Origin of the sequence: Micromonospora sp. DT178 (genome assembly GCF_049841695.1) — a bacterium.
In the GTDB taxonomy this organism is placed as follows: Bacteria; Actinomycetota; Actinomycetes; order Mycobacteriales; family Micromonosporaceae; genus Micromonospora.
In genome coordinates, this window is the sequence record NZ_JBNCKV010000027.1 from 20,402 (window position 1) to 40,700 (window position 20,299).

Genomic DNA, 20,299 nt, shown 5'->3' on the forward strand with positions numbered 1-20,299 from the left:
CTGGTAAGAACCGCGTCACCAGCCGCAAACGGCGGTGATCAGTCCTTGGATGGTGATCTTCCTGCGCTGGGCGGCTCGTACACTGACGAAAATGGAGGACCACACGGCCACCGGGATCGGTGCACGTCCGGCGCCCGCCTTGCGGGAGTACGTCGACTCGTATGTCGGCTTCGACCTCCGCGGGCTCCCGACGGGGGTGCACTGCGGCCCGCCGAGCCGCGCGCTCACTGCGGTGATCAGCCTGTCAGATCCTTTGGAGGTGGCGGCGGGCGTTGACGACGGGTCGCCGGTCACCCGATTCGGCAGCGTGGCCGGCGGTCTGATGTGCCGGTCCGTCGCGATTCACCACGACGGACGCCAGCAAGGTGTTCAGGTATCGCTGACACCGCTCGGGGCCCGGGCCGTCTACGGCATGCCCGCCGCCGAACTCGCCCACCGACTGGTCCCACTTGACGAGCTTCTCGGAGCGCTTGCCGTCGAGCTGGTCGACCGGCTCCGATCGGCGACAACATGGGCGGCGCGGTTCACTGCGCTGGACGAATTGCTCCTCCGAGCTGTCGGCCGTGGCGCCTGCGGCGACCATGTGCGCTGGGTGCGCCCCGAGGTAGCCGAGGCATGGCGCCGCCTCGTCGCCGCGCAGGGTTGCGTCCAGGTTGGTGCGGTCGCCGCAGAACTCGGCTGGAGCCGTCGGTACCTCACCGAGCGGTTTCGCGGTGAGGTGGGCCTGTCGCCGAAGACCTTCGCCCGAGTCTTGCGCTTCGAGCACGCGCACGAACTGGCGTCGGCGCAGGACCCGCTCCCGTGGGGCGATGTGGCAACCGTCTCTGGCTATGCCGACCAGGCCCATCTCGTGCGGGACTGGCGCGAGTTCACGGGCCGATCGCCGACGGCCTGGCGTCGCAGCGAAGCCCTCCTCGGAGCCGGGTAGCCGCCAACCGTCTGCCCGTCGCGTCGGCTTCTCTTCCCTTTTCTTCAAGACCGCCCGATCGCTGGCGTGGACGATCGTCGGCATGAGACTCGTCAACCACGAACGCAATGCCATGGACCTGCGGACCACCCCCGTGCACCTCGGACTGGGATCGAGAGCGAAACCCGTCGAGGGCTTCACCTGGGACCCGGAGGTGCTCCAGGCCTACAGCGCCGCAGTCGCGGCAGACGGCGCCGAGGGCCGGATGGTGATGATCTTCGACGGCGACGGGCTCGGCGACCATTGGGAGAGCCACCCAGCAGGCGACGAACTGGTCGTTTGCCTCAGCGGGTCCGTGACGGTCACCCGCGACGTGGACGGGCTGCCCGACCGCGTTCTGCTCGGGCCGGGCGAGGCCACCATCAACCCGGCCGGGGTATGGCACGTGGTTGACATGGAGGGGCCGACGTCCATCCTGGCCATCACTGCGACCCTCGGCACCGACCACCGTCCTCGGACCGACACCCGCCCGACCGAACGCGTCGGCACGCCCAGCCCGGAGGAAGCGCCGTGAGGACAAGCATCGCGTGCCTCGGCGACAGCCTCACCCGCGCGCAGTTCAGCGTCGACTACCTGGATCTACTCGGACGACGCCGCCCTCCCGGTGACGTGCAGCTTGCCCGTTTCGGCGCCAACGGCGACTTCGCCTACAACCTCTTGCAGCGCCTCGATGCTGTCGTCATGAACCCACCCGATGTGATCACCGTGTTGATCGGGACCAACGACGCCCGAGCGAGCCTTGCCGGCTACCCCGTCGAGCAGGCCATGAAGCGCAAACAGCTCCCCGATCGCCCGTCGGCCGGCTGGTTCCAACAGTGCCTGGGAGCCGTCGTCGCACGGCTGCGAGCGGAGACCGACGCGACGATCGGTCTGCTGTCGCTACCGGTACTCGGCCAACAACTCGACGGAGCAGCGGCACACGCATCGGAGGCGTACAGCCGGATGATCGCCGAGGTCGCCGCCACCAACGAGGTGGCCTACCTTCCGCTCCACGAACGCCAGATCGAGGAACTGCGCCAAGCGGACCCGCCACCGATTTCATACCGGGAGGTAACGCCCGCAGCGGTCGTCGGCGTCCTCGTCCAGCACGCAGTGCTGCGTCGCAGCCTCGACACGATCTCGCGGCGGCGAGGTCTCGTGCTCACGACCGACCACATCCACCAGAACAGCCGCGGCGCCACCCTTATCGCTGAGGTCATCGACGCCGGTCTGCTGCCCCAGAGCGCGTAGCTGGTTCCGGCGCCCGGCCAGTCGGAATGCCATCTACCGCGCGGAGGTGGCATCCGATCCAGGCGGTCAACGCCTACGCCATCCGGCTCGTCTGGCTGCGTGACCAGCGCGAGGGCACCTGGGTCACGGTCCCGTGGCGGCTGCTGTCGTTGACCGCGACCCCATTCGGCGAGCCGGTGGCTCTGTCGATGACGAGAAGCAGCGCTTCTCGGGCAGTTCGGGAGGCACTGCCCGTGCTGGATGTCGATGGCTTCGGGCAGCAGCTCGGTGTCGATCGGTAAGACGCCATGTGCTGCTCGTCCGAGGCCCGGGACAAAAGCGCTGGCTACGGGCGCAGGGTGCGGCCCCGTCCCGCCGTTGCCGAGTACCGGCAGGCGCCTTCCGTTCTGGCCCTGTTCTCGTATAGCTACGGCCAGGTGGCGTGTAGCACCGCTTGACGCTCAGGGCTGCGGTGAGAGATGCCGCAGTAAATGCCGGACTTACTGCGGCGGAGTCCCTACCGTGATCACTGCGGGGTGCGATGGCGCTGGGCCGTCCGGGGAGTGAAGTACCAAATGGTCCTGTCCCTCGGGTGTCGCAGCGACGAGCCTCGCGGGGCCTTGCCAGGCAGACCTGAGCCGACGTGAATTGAAAAACGAGCATCCGGATCTGCCGAGGTGCTCGTTGGACCGCTCGCCGATGTTCGCTAATCCTCAAAGTCGAACGCGAAGGTGCCCGCCTCGATGCGGTCGATGAGCTCGCCGACATCATCGGCTTGCCGGATGGCGTTGTCCCATCCGCTGCTGGTGATGTCGACCAGCAGCACCGGTGCGGGGTCGCTGCGCAGGTCGAGCACGAGCCGCTCACGGGATCCGTCACCGCCGATGATCGCGATGCCGGGGTGCGCGTCGGTGCTCTCGTCCCATGCGTCATGCAGCTCGAGCACCTCGCGTGGCGTGTTGAGCCAAACATAGGCTCCGCCTGTCATCCACCCTCGCCGGAACCACGACGCACCTTGCAGGTAGGCCCGCCACGCGGCCGGTAGCGCTCTGCCCAGCGCGTGGTGGGCGTCGGTGAACTCCTGGCCGCCCACGGGACCCCGGTAGTCGGCTTCCTCGATGATCGCGCCGACGATGTGGGCGTTGAAGTCGGCAAGCTCCTCTGCGGGGATCCAATACTCCAGCACGTCGCGGCCACCGACCTGATGAACCTCGTAACGGTCCAGGTACGCACGCTGAACCTCGAACCGGGTCACGTAGCCGACGCCACCAGCAGGAACGTTCCACTCGCGGGCGATCGTTGTGGCGTACCAGCGGTTGAGTACCGGATAGAAGATCGGCTGGTCCGGCAGGCGTGGTGGCCAAGCCCGCCATCCGGACGCCGCCACAAGGTCGAGTTCGGCCTGCCCGGTGGGCCGCCACAGGGTGATCGTGTCGGAGACGTCGATGAGTCTGCTCCCTGCAACCATGGTTATCGCGTGATCGTGGCGAGCCACGCCTGCGCCTTTCTGACGCTGTCGGCCTCGGACGTTACCGCGGCCAGTTCGGTTAGGCCGATGACACATGAAGCTCAGGTGCACGGATCTGCACCGCCGACAGCGCGTCGGAGACGATCGGAGCTGCCGAGAACAGCGCGTCGGATGGTAACGCCGGGCCGCCTCGGGCTAACAAGCCAACGCCGAAGCTGCTTCGGTGGCCAACCTCCTTCCCGCACACGAGCGACTGTGGATAACCTGCCCTACTCGGTATCCCACCAGTCCCACCACTGCTCTGGCGCTTGCTCGAAGGCGGCTACGGGGGGTCCATGTGTCTGGCAGCGCTGTCGTCGATGCCAGGAACGCAGGAGCGGAACGGGCCGTCGGGGCCGAGCAGCATCGGCAGGTGGTGGTCCAGTTCGCGCAGCCAGCCGAGCATTCCGGTCATTTCCAGCCGGGCATGTTCCCACCCGTACCACAAGGCGGTCAGCCGGGTCACGGCTTCGTCGTGACGCCACCACTGCTCGCACCAGTGCCACCGCACCAGTCCGACCTCACCGACCGGTCGGGGAAATCCCGGCAGGAGGTAGTCGCGGACCCACTCCTCGACGGTCGCGTACAGCGGTGGCTGCCCCTGCCCGCCGCCGCTGGCCGCGCGGTCGGCGACAACCTGCTGAAGTTCGGCGACCTGCCTGGTCAACAGCGCAACTTGTGCTGCGAGGTCCTCTGTCGTCCCGTCCACCTCGCCGAAGGGACTTGAGGTTTCCACGCTAGTCATCGGGTCACCGCCCGGACCCGCTTCGATACCCCGGTCGCCGGCCGCTTGGCAGCCACGAGGGGGTCCACCTTTCCGCCGACGACCAGCGGAGCGAAGGTACTGCCCAGGCGGCGCTGCTGGGCCACGGCTTCGTCGTGGCTGGCCGATCCGTAATGCCCCGCGGCCACAACGTGCCTCTCGGTGTGCTCATCGACTGCGGTGCGAGGCAGGTCTCCGCCGCAGCATGATCACACAGACGTTCTCGGACCAGCCCGCTGAAGTGACGCAGCCGAGCCGCCGCTCCCCGTTGCATGCCGAGATGCCGACGCGTTGGCCGTTCGCGTCCCTGGCCCGTGGACACGGGCGGAAGGCCCCCATCGCCCGCCATCCTGACCAGGTCGCAGAGCAATGTCGCTACACCCGCGACCCGCATCGACGATCGAGGATTCGCGATCCGTCGTTCGGCGAGGGCCACTGTTATCGCTAACGAACTGGATCGTTGGAGCATCCGGAAACACATCGCCATCGGCGCGACCTGAGCCACCCGGGCGTGGCAGCGAAACCGAGTGATCCGACACGCCCTCCGAGCCGGTCCTGCGTGGGCCACCGGCAGCGATGCGCTCAGGTGCTTCACCGTCGCCACGGTGCCGGACGGCGTGCCTGAGCGAACTACCAGGTCTTGCGCGAAGCCGAGGCCGACGCTATGTTATCGATAACATCGAAGTCTACCCATTGATTCGCCATTGACGGGTCGGTGAAGCGCCGCCGGCCCGACCGTGCTCGTGGGGACCGCACACGATGCGCTTTCACGGCAGACGAGGCGCCTGGCACGCGCTTCGCCCAGTGCAGCCGGCGCGGCCACCGCCACCGACCTCGCCGTCGCACCAGGGGCGGCCACGGCTGCCATCCACACCGCCGGATGCTGCTGGCGCACCAACTCGTTGAGCACGCCCTCCAGTGCCACCGGCCGACAGGAGCGGGTTGCCGGACGCCGCCGCGAGGAGCCGGGGCAGGCGGCAGGACGCCACCTTCCGGATCAGTTCGTGAGGATCCCGCTGCCGCGCGAGCCCACCACCCCGCCACCACCACCAACGGAGGCCGACATGCCCGCCCCCTTCGTCAACCGTCGTACCCTGCTGAAGGCAGCCGGCGGAGCCGCTGTCGCGAGCGCCGCCGGCCCCGCCCTCGCCGGTGCCGCCAGTGCCGCCCTGCCCCCGGCCCGCGCCGACATAGGGGTCTCCGCCCACGCGTTCGAGCCGAGCCAGGTCAGGCTGACCGGGAGCCGTTGGCAGGACAACCAGAACCGCACCCTCAACTATCTGCGCTTCGTGGATGTCAACCGGTTGCTCTACAACTTCCGCGCCAACCACCGGCTCTCCACCGCCGGTGCCACCCCCAACGGGGGTTGGGACGCGCCGACGTTCCCCTTCCGCACCCACATGCAGGGGCACCTCCTGACCGCCTGGGCCCAGGCCTGGGCCGTCCTCGGGGACACCACCTGCCGGGACAAGGCCAACCAGATGGTGGCCGAGCTGGCGAAGTGCCAGGCCAACAACGGCGCCGCCGGCTTCAACACCGGCTACCTGTCCGGCTTCCCCGAGTCGGACTTCACCGCGCTCGAGGCACGGACGCTGAGCAACGGCAACGTGCCGTACTACTGCATCCACAAGACGCTCGCCGGGCTACTCGACGTCTGGCGCCTCATCGGCAACACCCAGGCCCGCGACGTGTTGCTGGCGCTCGCCGGATGGGTCGACTGGCGCACCGGCCGGCTCACCGCCAGCCAGATGCAGGCCATGCTGGGCACCGAGTTCGGCGGCATGAACGCCGTCCTGACCGACCTGTACCAGCAGACCGGCACCGCCCGTTGGCTCACCGCCGCGCAGCGCTTCGACCACAACGCCGTGTTCAATCCGCTCGCCGCCAATTCCGACCAGCTCAACGGGCTGCACGCGAACACGCAGGTGCCCAAGTGGATCGGCGCCGCCCGCGAGTACAAGGCCACCGGCACCACCCGGTACCGGGACATCGCCAGCAACGCATGGAACATCACCGTCAACGCGCACACCTACGTGATAGGCGGGAACAGCCAGGCCGAACACTTCCGGGCACCGAACGCCATCGCCGGATATCTGCGCGCGGACACCTGCGAGGCCTGTAACACGTACAACATGCTCAAGCTGACCCGGGAGCTGTGGCTGCTCGACCCAGACCGGGCGGCCTACTTCGACTTCTACGAGCGTGCGCTGCTCAACCACATGATCGGCCAACAGAATCCGGCCGACAGCCACGGGCACGTCACCTACTTCACCCCGCTCAACCCGGGCGGCCGTCGTGGCGTCGGCCCGGCGTGGGGTGGCGGCACCTGGAGCACCGACTACAACTCGTTCTGGTGCTGTCAGGGCACCGGCGTGGAGACCAATACCACGCTGATGGACTCGATCTACTTCCACAACGACACGACGCTGACCGTGAACCTGTTCATGCCATCGGTCCTCACGTGGACACAGCGGGCGATCACGGTCGCCCAGACCACGTCGTACCCGGTCGGCGACACCACCACCCTGACCGTCACCGGGTCGGTCGGCGGTTCGTGGACGATGCGGATCCGGATCCCGGGCTGGACGAGCGGTGCCACCGTCAGTGTCAACGGCACGCCGCAGAACGTCACCGCGACGCCGGGCAGCTACGCCAAGCTCACCCGATCCTGGGCCTCCGGCGACACGGTCACGGTCCGACTGCCGATGCGCGTCGTGATGGTTGCCGCCAACGACAACGCGGCGGTCCAGGCGGTCACCTACGGCCCGGTGGTGCTCTCCGGAAACTACGGCAACACCGCCCTGAGCGACCTGCCCTCGCTGACCAGCGGCTCGATCACCCGTACCAGCAGCAGCGCGCTGGCCTTCACCGCAGTCGCCAACGGCGTCACCGTCAACCTCGGGCCGTTCTACGACGCGCACGGGCACAACTACACGGTGTACTGGCGAGCTGGCGGGACGGCCGACGGCACCGTCGCGAGCTTCCGGCTGGCCAACACGGCCAGTGGTCTCGTGCTCGGCATCCGCGACATGTCCACGGCCGACGGCGGGCTCGCCATCCAGTGGGGTGACAGCGGCACGGCGGACCACGACTGGCAGCTGCTGGTCGACGGCTCGGCGATCCGACTCCGCAACGTCAACAGCGGCAAGGTCCTCGGGGTGGAGAACATGTCCACCGTCGACAACGCGCGGATCCTCCAGTGGGCCGACAACGGCACGGCCGATCACACCTGGTCGATCGTCGACGTGGGCGACGGTACGCACAAGCTGCGCAACACGCACACCGGCAAGCTCCTCGCCATCATCGACGGCTCCGTCAGCCAGGGTGCCCAGGCGGTGCAGGACCAGGACAACGGCACGCTGGACAACCAGTGGCGGTTCCTGCCCAACGGCGCCCGCCGGATCCAGAACCTCGCCAGTGGGCTCGTCCTCGGCGTGCAGAACATGTCCACCGCCGACGGCGGCCTCGTCATCCAATGGGGCGACAGCGGCACCGCCGACCACCTGTGGACCGCGATCGTCGACACCGCCGGATACCTGCGCCTACGAAACTCGCACAGCGGCAAGGTGCTCGCCGTGGAGGGTGGTTCCGCCGCGGCCGGCGCCCGGATCGTGCAGTGGGCCGACAACGGCACAATCGACCACCGGTGGCGGCTGCGCTACGGCGGTAACGCCTACTTCCGTATCCAGTGCGCCAACGGCGGCCGAGTCCTCGGCGTCAGCGGCGGCTCCGGCAGCCAGGGCGCGCAGGTCCTGCTCGGCAACGACAGCGGGTCGGCCGACCAGCGCTGGCGGTTCGTCTAGAAGCGGTAGGGAACAGGCCGGGCGCCCGCGCCGGGCCTGTTCCCTACCGGACGGGCCGACCCCCGCATCGCGGAAGCCGGCGCCGGCTGACCCGTCCGCGTCACGAGAACTGCGCGAAGAACCTCCAGATCTCACCCTTGGTCCAGGTGGTAACGCCACTCTCGGCGTACGTCCCGTCCACCGGCCCGGGCATGTGACCGTTGTCGAACGCGGCCCACTGGACCGGGTAGCCGGCCCTGCAGCCGGAGTAGGCGGTCGTGACGTGCGTACGGCTGCCCGGCCCCGGCTCGGGCGGATTCTGGGCGGCGCAACCGTTGTTCCGGACGAACGTATCGCGCAACGAACGCCCCTGCGAGATGTTCAGGACGTTGTCCGAGATGCCGTGCAGCCCGAAGTACGCGATGGGCTGCGTACCACCGCTACACCCGCTGATCTGTGCGCCAGCGATGACCGCGACCGCCCGGAAGACAGTGGCCCGCGCGCAGGCGAGCGCATAGCTCATGCCGCCGCCCCAACTGAAGCCGAGGGCGAACCGCTGTCTCGGGTTGACGCAGAGGTCGCTCTCGATCCGTCTGATCATGTCGTCGACGAAGGTGACGTCCTCACCGCCGGCGTTGCCCCAGCCGTTGCCGATTCCCTGGGGCGCGACCAGAATCGCGCTGTTGTTCGACTGCTCCTGCTGCCCGTAGTAGGACCATGCCGTCCCGCTGGTGCCGCCCGAGGAGATCTCCTGCATGGTGCCGCCGCGCCAGTGGAACGCGAAGATCAGCCGGTAGGGGTTGTTGCTGTTGTAGTTGGCGGGCACCCGCAGGATGAAGGAGCGGCTCTTGCCGTTGCTCTGAATCGTGTGCGTGCCGCTGGACAGCGTCGGGGCCCTACCGCACCCGGCGCCTCCCGGCGGTGGGTTGCCGCTGTCCACGCGGACAAGCTGCCACTGCTGGTTGGCGCCGTTCCAGTCGGAGTACTGCACGATGTTCCCACCGTCGGCGGTAGAGGCGCCCTGCACCTCCACGACCTTGCCGCTGTGCCGGCTGATCAGCCGGACGTGACCGCCGTCCGAGTCCGCGAGCCGAAACTGCTGGTTCGCCGCGTTGGTGTCGGACCACTGCACGATCGCTGCGCCGTCGGCGGTCGACCAGTTGTGCACATCGAGGACCTTGCCGGAGTGCCGGGACTTCAGCCTGTAGTAGCCGCCACCTGAGTCCAGGAACTGCCACTGCTGGTTCGCCCCGCCGTTCCGCGTCCACTGGCTGATCCGCGCACCGTCGTTAGTGGCCGAGGCGTAGAGGTCCAGCGCCTTGCCGCTGTTCCTGTTCACCAGGAAGTACCAGGCGTTGGTGTCCACGGTCGCCGCGGCCGCGGGGGCTGCGTTCACGGCGACCAACGTGCCGGCCGCGATGACCGCCGCAGCCGCCGCGGCCAGGCCTGACCGCCAGCGACGCCTCGATGGAAGGGCGGGACGAGCCGCACCGATGGCACTCATGGTCCACTCCTCTGGTCGGGGTCATCCGCGAGCGGAACGCACGCGGGTCGCCTGGGGTGCGTGCCGACGTCCGGCGTCGGCACGGTGTTCGTCGTGCGGGCGCGATGCGGCTACCGGGCCACGTCCCTGGCCGGTTGCCCGCCTGCGGTGGCGCGAACGGATGCCGTCCGCGCCACCGAACGGAAGACCAGCTAACCGATACGGATCAGTTGCCATTGCTGGTTGTTGCCGCCCCAGTCGGTGTACTGGACGACGTTCGCCCCGTCGCTGGTGGACGCGCCCTGCACCTCCACGGCCTTGCCGCTGTTGCGGTTGATCACACGCACGTAACCTCCGGCCGATTCGGCGAGCCGGAACTGCTGGTTCGTGCCGTTGCCGTCGCTCCACTGCACGATCGCCGCGGCGTCGGAGGTGGAGAAGTTGTAGACGTCCAACACCTTGCCGGAGTGCCGGGACTTCAACCGGTAGTAGCCACCACCCGAGTCCACGAACTGCCACTGCTGCTGGTTGCCGTTGTTCCGCGCCCACTGCGTGATCCGTGCACCGTCATTGGTCGCGAGGTTGTACACGTCCAACACCTTGCCACTGTTCCTGTTCACCAGCACATACCAGGCACTGGTGTCCACCGGAAGGCCCGGTGGCGGTGTGGAGGGCGGGCTGCCGCCCTCGTTGAGGGCATTGAGGACGGCGGTGTACGCCGGCTTCTTGTTGCCCGATCGATCGAAGAGCAGGGCGTCGTCGGTGCCGCGCCAGGAGTCGCTGTCCCGCACACCCCACACGGTGATGCCGTTGCAACGCGAGACGGCCAGACAGGCGCGCGTGACCGCGGCATAGATGTTGGCCTGGTTGGAGCCCTTCATGACGTCGAGCTCGGTGATCTGCACGTCGACCCCGAGGTCGGCGAAGCGCTGCAGATTGGCCTGGTAGTCACCCGGGAGCGAGGTGCCCAGGTGGGACTGGAAACCGACGCAGTCGATCGGCACGCCCCGGGCCTTGAAGTCCCGCACCATGTTGTAAACACCGGTCGACTTCGCGTTGACGCCGTCGGTGTTGTAGTCGTTGTAGCACAACTTCGCACCGGGATCGGCCGCCCTGGCGGCGCGGAACGCCGCCTCGATCCAGTCGTTGCCCGTGCGCTGCAGGTTGGAGTCACGCCGTCCGCCGCCGCCACCGTCGGCGAACGCCTCGTTGACCACGTCCCAGGAGTGGATCTGGCCTCGGAAGTGGCTGGCCACCTGGGTGACATGGTTGATCGCGGCGTTGCGCAACGCGCTACCGGAGAGGCTCTGCGCCCAACCCGGTTGCTGCGCATGCCAGAGCAGGGCGTGACCCCGCACGCTCATGCCGTTGGCCCGAGCGTGACTGACGAGACGATCGCCGCCGGTGTAGCTGAACCGGCCCTGTTGGGGCTCGGTGGCGTCCCACTTCATCTCGTTCTCGGCGACGACGCTGTTGAACTCGCGGTTGAGGATGCCGACATACTGGCTGTCGGAGAGCTTGCCCGTCGCGACGGCCGCGCCGAAGTAGCGACCCCTCTCGGCTGCGGACGCTTTCAGGGTGGTCCCGGCACTGGCCGTGGAGTCCAGCGTCGCCGTCATACCCGCAGTCAGCGCCACGGCGAGGGCCATCGCCGACAGCAGGGTTCTCTTGGATGTCATGGCGTTCCTATCCCGTCATCAATACCGGTGATGGTGATGTGCCAGTTGGTTCGGGAAGCCGGTCCGGAACGGCGGACGCGACTCGCGGACGGTCAGTGAGGTGGACGGCACCGACACCGGCAGTCCGGTCGCTGTCGCCAGCGGATGTCCTGAGGTGACGTCCGCATGCCCTGGGAGGACGTCACGATCGCGAGGTCGACCAGCGAGGGCCCGCCCGGTGAGCCACGGCCGCAGTCAGCCTCGACATCGAGGGTGAGCGATAACATCGCCATCGTCAAGACGTAACTAATCATCAATTCCTCAGCCCCACGACGCGCTCATCCGTCAGGACGGCCCAGCCGTTTGGTCACTTCTGCCTCACGAAACGCTCGGCGAGCCGGATGGGATCGCTACCGCAGATGCGACCGGCTGCGGCTCTGTTATCGTTCACAGTCGCTCGGGCAGGGCGCACCCGGAGCGAGTGATGGCCGCCGGTCGCCGGGCCCCGACATCGCCACGTTCACGGCGCGGCCGACGCCCATCCACCACTTGCGGCTCAACCCCATCGGGGACGCGCCGAAGCTCGCCGACCGGACCGCCGAAGCACAAGCTGAGCGCAGGCCCTGGACCCAGGAAGAGGTGAAGGCATTCCTGACCGGTTTCACGAACGACCGCCTGTACGCCGTATGCCTGGTCGCCGATGGGCCTGCGACCGGCCGAAGCGTGTGGGCTGCCCTGGTCCGATGTCGACCTCGAGGCCGGCACGATCGCGGCCGGGGAGAACACCGGACGCTCGTCGACGCGAGGTCGAGGAGAAGCAGGCCAAGTCGGCGGCCGGCAAACGCGGCCCACCCATGCCGGCGACGGCCGCGAAGGTTCTGAAGGCGTTTCAGACTCTGCAGAAGAAGGAGCGGCTGAAGGCGGGCGACGTCTACGTCGACAGCAACCATCTGAAGGTGGCGGCTGAGCACCTCGGATCAGGGCTGTTCGGGTGACTCCAACGCCCCGAGATTCAGCAGTACGCGCGTACATGATGAATTGTGAGAGGGAACAGCAAGAAGGCCTCGACCCACCGAAGTGAATCAAGGCCCTGACCTGCCGTTTTACTGTCGGGACGGCCGGATTCGAACCGACGACCCCTTGACCCCCAGTTTTACACGATTCTGTCACGCCCTGACGGAACAGGTCGAAAAATCCTTGAGAGCGGATAGAAACGACAGACCGAAATGCGTGCCGTCCCGTGCCTTACCGCCTCATCCGCAGGTTGCGATCTTCTCGGTTACCGGACTCGTTACCGCGGATCGTCAAGCACTCCTCGTGCCAGGCCGTTCGGCCCGGGTCGGCCGTATCGTGCGACCGTCGGAGACTCCGAGCATCGATGGGCAGATCGGCGGCCCGGCCATCCCCTACCCGGCGGCAACGTCGACTACCGTGGGTCATAGCGTTGTCGTCAGGAGGCCTCCTGAGGGAGGCTTGTCGATCATGGGTGGTTCCAACACCGGCGGAGCGCCGGCCGGTTCCCGCTACGCCGACCAGCGGCCCTACGTCGTCGCGAACCGGCTCGGGGACCTGCGGGGACCTATGATCGGCGTAGTAAGCCTGGATAGCCGGCTCGACTGGTCCGGGCGGGCACGCTACGACCTGGGCAACCCGCGTCGCCTGGCGGCAGAAGCGCCGCCCAACGATGCTCGCGACCGAGCAGGTCGACCGGGCCGTGGACGGCCGCCACGAGGCGGCGCAGATGCAGGCCGACCTGAACGAGGTGTGATGACGTGGCATTGGTCCTGGCAGCGCGGCTGCCCAGTGGACCAGTCACCGACCGCTACCGCTCCTTGAGGCGGCGGTCGACCTCCTCGGCGACCCGCCGGTGCAGCTCGGCCAACCGCTCGTCGGTGTACTTCGTCAGGTCGCCCGGGTCCGTGCCGCCGTTCGCCGCCTGCTCCCGTTGCTTCTGCTGCTCCCGGCGTTGCAGCTCCTGCTCCTCAGGCGAGCCGGGGGCGGCGTACGCGCACCGGACGAGGGTGCCGTCGGCGTTCTTCAGGCAGGTTGCCTCCCGGCCGTTGATCTGGCCCCGGCCCTCCACCCGGTACCGGATGCTCTGCTCACTGCCGAGTGTGGCGGTCCACGTGCTGCCGCCGGTCGGCACCACCTCGAACACCTGGTCGTCGTTCCAGCAGCAGACGTCCCGGTACTCCGCCTTGATCAGGGCGACGATCGCCTGAGGCGACGACCAGGTCGGGCTGAGCCGGTGCACGGTCAGCGGGGCGAGACCGGGGCCGGGGTGCCGGGTCGGCACGGTCGACACCGCCACCACCGAACTGGCCTCGCCCTGCGGGGTGAGCGGGGTGACGTACGCGCTGCGTCCACTGCCGTCGCGGTAGCGGAGGGTGAACTCCGACTCGTTGCCCTCGTTGGCGCCGTCCTCGGAGGCGTCCCAGCCGCTGCGCTCGAACCACCAGTCGACGAAACCGCCGACGGCGGTGGTGCCCTCCCGCTGCCGGGCGGCCAGGCTGATCGGGTAGGACGGTCCGGGCACCTTCGTCGTGTCGTCAGTGATCGTGACCTTTCCGGTTCGGCCGTCGTACTGCGCCACACCGGCCGGCCGTTCGGTCACCACCAGGATTCCGGTCTGCCGTTTCAGCGGCACCACCACGATCGGGTTGTCGCCCTGGCAGTAGACGTACGCGTCGTCGGCGGAGAACCGGGCCCAGCGCCGTTCGGCAGAGATCTTCCGGCCCAGATTGTGGCTGAACCAGCCGCCGATGCGCGCGTCGGCGGCCGACACGTCGAACTGGCACCGCTGCTGCGCCCGGCTGTTGCCGCCGAGCGGTACCTCCTGCATCAGACCGACCTCGTAACCGGCCAACCAGCCGCGCCGTTCGACCAGGACGGCGAACCGGTCGGAGTCGGGCAGGTAGCTGACGTCGGTGATCTCGCCGGTGACGTCGCCCAGGTTGGGCGCGGCCTGTGCCTTGCCGACCAGGTACGGCGCACGTGCGGCCAGCTCCGGGACCGGATCGCTCACCACCCGCATGGTGGTCCCGTACGCCCGATCCTGGAGGTATTCGCCGTAGACCAGCCAGCACGCCCCAAGGGCCAGTCCGACGGCGGCGCCCAGCCAACCGAGGACGATGGTCCCCCTGGTCAACTCGGGTGTGGTCTTGCGCTCGCGGAACCGGTGGGTGAGCAGTCGCACCAGGGCCGGCGCCCCGGCGAGCAGGGCCAGCAGGGCCGGCGCTACCAGCCAGGGCACGAGTTTGCGCAGCTCCCACACGAGGACGGTGGTGGCGTACGAGGCGTACCAGCCGACCGCACCGAGCAGGATGAGCAGAAAGATCGGCGTACCCATCCGCAGCGCCCGACGCATCGACACCCTCCTACTGACAGGACGAGCCCTGATCCTATTTGAGGACGTCAAGACGCCTTGGTGCCGTCAGAGCGGCGCGACGACGATCAGCGGATGCGTCGAGGATCCGCGATGGTTGGCGCGGCCGGTGCTGCGTCGGGCCACGCGTCGGCACGGGGTCTTCTCGCGGGTCGGCCGCCCACCGTGAAGTAGTCCTCGCCTCGGATCGGCTCCGTGGCGCCAGGAAGTCGCGGTTGGCGCGGAGCAGCTCCGCCAGGACCGGCGCATCGTCGACCGTGACAAGTCGAGTGGGTTGGCGTCCATGATTCCAGCCAGCCGTGCCCGCCCCTTGACCAGGCGAAGCGCACGACACGGGGCTGACGCGACCGCGACGATCCGCGCCATGACCGGCCGGGGTGGCTTGGCGGACGCCCTGTCGCGGTCAGCGTCGCTCGGGGCGGGCGCGTCCGAGGGCACCCGCCGTGCCCCACCGTCGGGGATGCGGAGCAGGGATACGGGCAGCGGTCGTCAGCCGGGAATGTTCACGAAACAGATCCAAACGTGCGGTGGGCCCAATCGGCGAAGCTGGTCCAACCAACCTCTGGGTGGGCGGCATGCAGCGCGGGGATGTCGACCTGGTAGCCCGGCCCATTCAAGAACGCCCACATCGCGTGCATGTCCGGATTGCCGATATCGGCCAGCGGCACCCTCTCATGGCGCACTTCCCGTCCCAGCGCCGCGCTCAGTGCGGCCGCCATCTTGGCGGGGGTGGGGGCATCGCCGGCCAGCTCGATACGTCGCCCGACGTAGGGGGCGGGGTCGAGAAGCACCTGCGCGGCGAAGGCGCCGTGGTCAGTGCGGGCAAGCTGCTGCAGCGGCCGATCCGCCGGCAGCGGCAGATCGAGCACCCCACTGCGAATGCGGTCCGCCCCGCCGAGGGCGTTGTCGAAGAAGTACGTCGGCCCCAAGATCGTGTAGGGGACGTCACCAGCAGCCATCTCGGTTTCGATCCGCGCCTTGCTGTCGAAGTGCGGCACACCGCATCCCTGATCGGCGCCGGCCACGGAACTGAACACCAGGTGCGGCACTCGAGCTTCGCCGGCGGCTGCCAAGATCGCCCGCCCCTGGGCCACTTCGGCATTCACGCCCGCCTCGAATGGAGTCGTGAGCGCGAAGGTGGCCCCCGCGCCCGCCATCGCCGTGGCCAGCGAGCTGGGATCATCCAGCGATCCCGTGACCACCTCGACGCCCCGGTCGGTCAACCGGCGAGCCGCCGCCCGCTTCGGGTCGCGCACCAGCGCTCGCACCCGGGCCCCGCGGCCCAACAACGCCTCGACAACGGCGCTGCCCTGACCGCCGGTCGCCCCAAGCACCAAGATCGGCGCATCGGCCATCGAAGTCACCCCTTGACAGCGAGCGAGCGCGGCGACCGGTCGTCGCCGCGCTCCACGGTATCCTCCTCACCGCCGGCACCGGCGGCCCGCAGGATCCCGCGGTGTTGCCGATGCCGGAGATGGTGGTCGCCGAGCTGCCCGGCATGCAGATCAGCCGGGCCGAGACGGCCCGGCGTCCGGTCCGGCTGCGGGACGAGACGGTCGACGCCCTGGACACCGTGGTGGCCGCGACCCGCCCGTGACCGCTCCCTACAGGCGGTTCACCCCGGCAGCACCCTGCCGGGATTCATCGGCCGACGCGGATCGAGCAACTGCTTCAGGCCCCGCATCAGATGCAGCTCCTGGCTGTCGTTGTAGTCGGCGATGATCCCCCGCTTCGACTGACCGAGCCCGTGCTCGGCGCCCTCGACTACCGCTCCCCCGGTCAGCCAACCGTCGTACACGTCGACCAGGAGTGGAACTACCAGATCACGATCCTCGCCCCCGACTTCGAGACCTTCCTGGCAGGCCTCATCGACGAATCCGAGTACGACGGGGACGACTGATCGCGGGATCCGCACCTGTTCTTCGGCAATGGATGTGCGGTGCGCGACGGTCACTGACGCCTTCGGGTGCGCCGAAGAGATCACGACGACGAAAGCGCTGGTCACGGCGCCCGACTGTAGCGTGCTGACGGACGACCGTCGGGCGACGACGACCGCGACCGACCGCTCCGCCGCCACTCAAGCAAGGCCCGGGGAGCTGGCCGGGAACCGCATCGCGGATGACATCGTTGCAGAGGTGCACGGATTGCGTGTATTCGGACGTCAAGGAGCGATATGCGAGTAGTTGTCAGAGGGCTCGTCGTGGTGATGGCCCTGGCCGGACTGGCCGCATGTGCGGGTGCGCCCACGGCGGTCGAGGCACCCGCCGATGGGCGGGTGGCGCCGCGGTCCGCTGCGGCAACCGGCAAGCCAACGATCCGATCCGCGTGGACCTCCTGCGCGGTCGACGCTTCGGTAGCAGACGACGGACGCCCTCCCGACGCCCTCGCCCTGCCCCGCCTGGGCACCGACTTCACGGTGGCGGCTGCGATTCATTGCCAGCTCGAGCCGAAGCGACGCGCCGACCTCGGTGAGGACCTGGTCCTCACCGAGGGCCGGGCCACCGACGTGACGGCGCTTCTTGCCGCACTGCGCCTACCCGATGACACGACCACCGTCGAAGCCTGCACCCTGGAGATGGCCTGGGTGCCGAACCTGCTGTTACTAGACGCGCAAGGGCAGTGGATCCGTCCGGGACTACCGACGGACAGCTGCCGCAGGCCGCGCCCCGAGGTATCAGAGGCGGTGCGAGCCCTGCGCCTGACCTCCGTCTCGGAGAAGGTCGTACGGGAGGTCGTGTCGGCCGGAGCGGCCGCCTCCGGATGCAACCAGGATTGGTCAGACGTGGTGGCCACCGAGACCAAGGACCCGAAGCTCCTCCCTCGGCTGGGCCGGGTGTCGCTCCCGTCCCAGGTACGTCTGTGCGTGTACCGGGTGCCAGCGCAGCAGCAGGGAACGCCCCGGCCAACCTGGACCTTCGAATACGGACTGCTCCTGCCACAGCAGCGGCGGGTGGCCATCGAGCGGAAGTTGGCACTGCTGCGCCCCGCTGAGCGGTGCTCAGTCGCCGCAGATCGCTTCGCCGCCCTACAGGACGCCACGATCACCAGCGACGTGGTCTACATCGAACTCGACCATTGCCGACGGGTCCTGGCCACACCGCTGCATGGCCCCGCCGATCCTGGCCCAAGGCGACACCGCGCTCATCGAACTGCTCAGGAGGTAGTCGCCCGAGCCAGGTCGACGTCGACCTCTCCGCCGACGCGAGGACAAGTTGCTCCACTGTCCACCGGTCGAACTCGTGACGACCAGGACCAGGGAGCGCCGACGATCCGGCCGCATTCAGGCTCGTCGAAACATCCGACGTAGTGACAGCTGGCAGATCTGGAGCGCTTGACGCGGAATCAAGAGACCACAATGCCGCTTCATCCGGGATGCAGATAGAAACGGCAGGTCAGGGGTTCCATTGTCAGCCGATCGGCGGCCCACGGTCCACGCCCGTTACCGCCAACAAAGATCATCCGTTACCGAATGTTACCGCCGTCACCCGAGAAGATCTTCATCTCCCCAGGTCAACCGGTCGGGACGGCCGGATTCGAACCGACGACCCCTTGACCCCCAGGATGCTTCGCCACACGGCCACGCACGTCACACACGCTATCCCCAAGGTCAGTCCGTGCGGCCGACGTCGTGCCGCGCACCATCGCGCAGGCCGTGTGGTCCCCACTTGGTCCCCGGGACGCTGACACGCTCCAGCGACCGCAGCAGGCGGTTTAGGAAGTGTGGACACGGGCGGAAGCGGCTCGGCAAGGAGCTGGCCCGACCTGCGCTGCCAGGCTGGCGGCCACCTCCAAAAGCCGACCGCCGTTGACCCTCGGCACCCGTGCCAACAGGCACGCAACAGGCACGGCGCGACCGGAGGATTATGAGATCAAAATGGGCGATCCGTCGACCTGGACACATGGTGGTCTAGCAGCGAAAAAGCCTCTCGGCATCTCTCACCAATCCCCCGTTGTCCGTCGCCCTTCTGCGGACTAGATGCGGACTGCGCCGCCTGGACTCCACCCCCCGGCGATCGTAGGCTCGTTTCGTGGTGTCAGTGATCGAGACGGTGAGGATTGTTGTCGTCGTCGCGATCCTGCTGCCCCTCCTAGTGCTCATGGTGATCGCTCTGTTGAAGCCACGAAACTCCCGGTCCGACGACGGGCCCCCTGATTTGCTTCACCCTCCGCCGGACGGGGGCGCTGGCGGCGATGCAGGTGGCGGTGGGAACTAGTTCCAGGCGGCCCGCGAACGCAGATCGTCAGTTTCGAAGAGCGTGCTCAACTGGCCGTGATGCCCGAAACGCCTGCTCACACGGCGCCCGGTTCGGTTACCAGTCGTGCCCGCTCGTGACCGCTGGATCTCGCGGCTACTCGCCCGTGGACGGCCCTGCGGCTGCTGGACGCAGCTACGTCCTGAGCTTTCCGCTGCTCTCAGCCGCCGCCTTGCTGTTCGCATAGTTCCACACGGTCTTGGTCGGGACGGAGTCGTGGGTGTGCGCCGGTCGCTCCACGAACAGCAAGTGCTTCAGTTCCTCGGTCGGGCCCTGTTCCGCGAGCAGCCACGCGCGCAGCAGCCAGGCTCCCGGGCCGAGGATGTCCGGAGTCTCGTCAAGCAGGACGATGCGATCGAGCAGGGGTAGGAGGTTCGGCACGATCTCGTCCAGGTGCCGCGACACCTGGTCGGACACCTCGGCCGCCGTGCTCTCGTCGGCGATGCGCCACTGGTCGTCGCCCGACAGGCCGGAGAAGCCGAGCCGCCTCCGCCACATGCCGTTGTAGTGGCGGGGTAGCTCCGAATCCGGCCGTCCGGTTCGCTGACGGTCCCATTCCCACTTCGGTGCCAGCACCAGGGCGACGTTGATATAGAAGACCTTCTCCGACCGGCTAGAGTGATCTGAGATCTGCAGTTCGATGATGAGCGCATCGCCCTCGGGTGAGAACCGGCGGAAGACTCGCCCACCCTCTCCGCGCTCGAAGCCGTACCCGGCGAGCTGGTCTCCGACGGCTCTGACGAAGTTGTTGAACAACCATTTCAGGGACATCTACGCGCCTCCTCACCGGGGCGCGAAGCGTACCAAGCAGGAAGGAAAGCGGGTTCTCCTCGTCGGGCAGTCGCAGACCGTCCAGCCTTCCCAGACCGGGACAAGGTGGAGCGCCTTACCAGAGCCGAACGACCTTGGCCCGGTCTGGAAGGCTGGTAGCCCTTGGGTGCCCGGCGAGGGATCCCGCCCGGCCAATCTCTGAGGAGGGCCGGGGTTCGGGGCGGAGCCCCGAGGTCTTCTGGTCCTGATCGTCCCTCAGCGTGGCCGGCCGGCCCCGGCCGATGCCGGCCAGAGGTCGCCAGCAGGCCGGGGCCGTGCCGGCGCGGCCCGTTTGCGGGCCGCCTTAATGCAGATAGCGAACGATTCGGCAGGCATCCCGCATTAACGCATCAAGAATTGACCAGCGGTCAAGATGCGCTACCAGGCGGCGCACTTGACCGGCGTGGTCCCCAAAACGCCAAGAAGGGCCGACCCGATGTCCGGATCAGCCCTCTGACCTGCGTCGGGACGGCCGGATTCGA

14 protein-coding genes and 2 pseudogenes are annotated in these 20,299 nt (G+C 68.1%); 8 read left to right on the forward strand and 8 right to left on the reverse strand.

Annotated features, from left to right (window positions below):
• The first annotated feature begins 49 nt into the window (after positions 1-49).
• The 3 genes from ACLQ22_RS30355 to ACLQ22_RS30365 all read left to right on the forward strand — a co-directional run bounded on the left by ACLQ22_RS30355 (position 50) and on the right by ACLQ22_RS30365 (position 2,197).
• Positions 50-928 (forward strand): helix-turn-helix domain-containing protein, encoded by an 879-nt coding sequence (locus ACLQ22_RS30355; RefSeq protein WP_425695328.1) that lies wholly within the window; start codon positions 50-52, stop codon positions 926-928.
• 82 nt (positions 929-1,010) lie between these two features.
• Complete coding sequence (locus ACLQ22_RS30360; RefSeq protein ID WP_366642781.1) at positions 1,011-1,481, forward strand: cupin domain-containing protein; 471 nt, start codon at positions 1,011-1,013, stop codon at positions 1,479-1,481.
• Complete coding sequence (locus ACLQ22_RS30365; protein ID WP_425695329.1) at positions 1,478-2,197, forward strand: SGNH/GDSL hydrolase family protein; 720 nt, start codon at positions 1,478-1,480, stop codon at positions 2,195-2,197. Before ACLQ22_RS30360 ends, ACLQ22_RS30365 begins: the two co-directional genes overlap by 4 nt.
• A 1,099-nt stretch (positions 2,198-3,296) precedes the next feature.
• Here ACLQ22_RS30365 and ACLQ22_RS30370 read toward each other — a convergent pair.
• Both ACLQ22_RS30370 and ACLQ22_RS30375 read right to left on the reverse strand, forming a co-directional pair.
• Positions 3,297-3,644 (reverse strand): annotated as a pseudogene (locus ACLQ22_RS30370) (ADP-ribosylation/crystallin J1); the annotation flags it as partial.
• A 322-nt stretch (positions 3,645-3,966) separates the two neighbouring features.
• Positions 3,967-4,350, reverse strand: coding sequence for a DUF4913 domain-containing protein (locus tag ACLQ22_RS30375; RefSeq protein ID WP_425695330.1), 384 nt, complete (start codon positions 4,348-4,350; stop codon positions 3,967-3,969).
• 1,160 nt (positions 4,351-5,510) lie between these two features.
• Between ACLQ22_RS30375 and ACLQ22_RS30380 the strand changes: the two genes are divergently transcribed.
• Positions 5,511-8,249 carry a beta-L-arabinofuranosidase domain-containing protein gene (locus ACLQ22_RS30380; RefSeq protein ID WP_425695331.1) on the forward strand — a complete coding sequence of 913 codons (2,739 nt, stop codon included), beginning with the start codon at positions 5,511-5,513 and terminating at the stop codon, positions 8,247-8,249.
• 100 nt (positions 8,250-8,349) lie between these two features.
• On the opposite strand, the gene ACLQ22_RS30385 is transcribed toward ACLQ22_RS30380, so the two are convergent.
• On the reverse strand, positions 8,350-9,732 hold the full coding sequence (locus tag ACLQ22_RS30385) for an RICIN domain-containing protein (protein ID WP_425695332.1): 1,383 nt from the start codon (positions 9,730-9,732) through the stop codon (positions 8,350-8,352).
• 191 nt (positions 9,733-9,923) lie between these two features.
• A complete protein-coding gene (locus tag ACLQ22_RS30390; RefSeq protein ID WP_425695333.1) occupies positions 9,924-11,390 on the reverse strand; it encodes an endo-1,4-beta-xylanase in 1,467 nt (488 codons plus the stop codon).
• A gap of 722 nt (positions 11,391-12,112) precedes the next feature.
• Between ACLQ22_RS30390 and ACLQ22_RS30395 the strand changes: the two genes are divergently transcribed.
• The gene (locus ACLQ22_RS30395) at positions 12,113-12,364 is read left to right on the forward strand and encodes a hypothetical protein (RefSeq protein WP_425695334.1); all 252 of its coding nucleotides are present in this window, start codon (positions 12,113-12,115) and stop codon (positions 12,362-12,364) included.
• An 827-nt stretch (positions 12,365-13,191) separates the two neighbouring features.
• Here ACLQ22_RS30395 and ACLQ22_RS30400 read toward each other — a convergent pair.
• Both ACLQ22_RS30400 and ACLQ22_RS30405 read right to left on the reverse strand, forming a co-directional pair.
• Positions 13,192-14,736 carry a hypothetical protein gene (locus ACLQ22_RS30400; protein WP_425695335.1) on the reverse strand — a complete coding sequence of 515 codons (1,545 nt, stop codon included), beginning with the start codon at positions 14,734-14,736 and terminating at the stop codon, positions 13,192-13,194.
• Between the two features lie 521 nt (positions 14,737-15,257).
• Positions 15,258-16,109 carry an NmrA/HSCARG family protein gene (locus ACLQ22_RS30405; protein ID WP_425695336.1) on the reverse strand — a complete coding sequence of 284 codons (852 nt, stop codon included), beginning with the start codon at positions 16,107-16,109 and terminating at the stop codon, positions 15,258-15,260.
• A 101-nt stretch (positions 16,110-16,210) separates the two neighbouring features.
• On the opposite strand from ACLQ22_RS30405, the gene ACLQ22_RS30410 reads away from it, so the two are divergent.
• A complete protein-coding gene (locus tag ACLQ22_RS30410) occupies positions 16,211-16,351 on the forward strand; it encodes a hypothetical protein (protein WP_425695337.1) in 141 nt (46 codons plus the stop codon).
• Positions 16,352-16,369: 18 nt separating this feature from the next.
• On the opposite strand, the gene ACLQ22_RS30415 is transcribed toward ACLQ22_RS30410, so the two are convergent.
• The gene (locus tag ACLQ22_RS30415) at positions 16,370-16,552 is read right to left on the reverse strand and encodes an FAD-linked oxidase C-terminal domain-containing protein (protein ID WP_425695338.1); all 183 of its coding nucleotides are present in this window, start codon (positions 16,550-16,552) and stop codon (positions 16,370-16,372) included.
• Between ACLQ22_RS30415 and ACLQ22_RS30420 the strand changes: the two are divergent.
• Both ACLQ22_RS30420 and ACLQ22_RS30425 read left to right on the forward strand, forming a co-directional pair.
• Positions 16,511-16,654 (forward strand): annotated as a pseudogene (locus ACLQ22_RS30420) (SMI1/KNR4 family protein); the annotation flags it as partial. The gene ACLQ22_RS30415 and the pseudogene ACLQ22_RS30420 sit on opposite strands and share 42 nt — an antisense overlap.
• 300 nt (positions 16,655-16,954) lie before the next feature.
• On the forward strand, positions 16,955-18,061 hold the full coding sequence (locus ACLQ22_RS30425) for a hypothetical protein (RefSeq protein ID WP_425695339.1): 1,107 nt from the start codon (positions 16,955-16,957) through the stop codon (positions 18,059-18,061).
• 1,081 nt (positions 18,062-19,142) lie between these two features.
• On the opposite strand, the gene ACLQ22_RS30430 is transcribed toward ACLQ22_RS30425, so the two are convergent.
• The gene (locus tag ACLQ22_RS30430) at positions 19,143-19,778 is read right to left on the reverse strand and encodes a DUF4304 domain-containing protein (protein WP_425695340.1); all 636 of its coding nucleotides are present in this window, start codon (positions 19,776-19,778) and stop codon (positions 19,143-19,145) included.
• Between the last annotated feature and the right edge of the window lie 521 nt (positions 19,779-20,299).